The 1,020-nt window shown below is 41.8% G+C and carries 1 protein-coding gene; it reads left to right on the top strand.

Annotated features, from left to right (window positions below; translation table 11 throughout):
• Positions 1-1,020 (top strand): HYR domain-containing protein (locus LPB89_RS21885; RefSeq protein WP_230703732.1); only part of this gene is annotated, 1,020 nt, incomplete at both ends.

Genomic DNA, 1,020 nt, shown 5'->3' with positions numbered 1-1,020 from the left:
TCTTACCCAATCGGAGTAACCACCGTAACATGGACCGTGACGGACAACTCAGGAAATACACAGACTTGTACCCAAACCGTAACGATATCTGATACCGAAAAACCAACGATTACGTGTCCTTCGAACGTTACAAAAACTACGGATGCCAATTCATGTATCGCAACAGGAGTTGTTTTGGGCACCCCGACAACAGCCGATAATTGCGGCGTGGCTTCGGTAACGAATAATGCACCGACTTCTTACCCAATCGGAGTAACCACCGTAACATGGACCGTGACGGACAACTCAGGAAATAAAGAAACTTGTACGCAAACCGTAACGATAAGCGATACCCAAAAACCAACAATTACATGTCCTTCGAATGTTACAAAAACTACGGATGTCAATTCATGTACCGCAACAGGAGTTGCCTTGGGCACTCCAACAACAGCTGACAATTGCGGCGTGGCTTCGGTTACGAATAATGCACCAAGCTCATATCCAATCGGAGTAACCACCGTAACGTGGACAGTTACCGATAACTCAGGAAATACGCAAACCTGTACGCAGAATGTAAATATCGTAGGGCCAATTCTGGCTAAAGATGATAACGTAGCTTCATTTAATGGTTATTTAGGAGGAACAGCCGTTTCAAATGTTTTGAATAATGATCTTCTGAATTGTAATGCTTTGATTGGAAATGATGTTACTATTACATTAGCAAGTAGCTTACCTTCTGTTTTAAGTTTTAATACAAGTACAGGATCAGTAACAGTTAAGCCAAATACTCCAGCAGGAACGTATACTTTTAATTATACAATCTGTGAAAATTTAAATACTTCAAATTGCAGCACAGCTACAGTTTCGATTTCAGTAACAGCTCCATCAATTGACGCTATTGCAGATAACTTGGGATCCATAAACGGAAGTACAGGCGGCACGACAACAGTTTCATTAATTGCAAGTGATACGTTAAACGCAGCACAAGCCGTAATCGGCACAAATCCTGGAGACGTAAAATTAACCGTAACGACTCCAATC

The sequence above is a fragment of the Flavobacterium sp. ENC genome, from assembly GCF_020991415.1.
Taxonomy (GTDB): Bacteria; Bacteroidota; Bacteroidia; order Flavobacteriales; family Flavobacteriaceae; genus Flavobacterium.
This window is presented reverse-complemented; position numbering and strand designations above follow the sequence as displayed.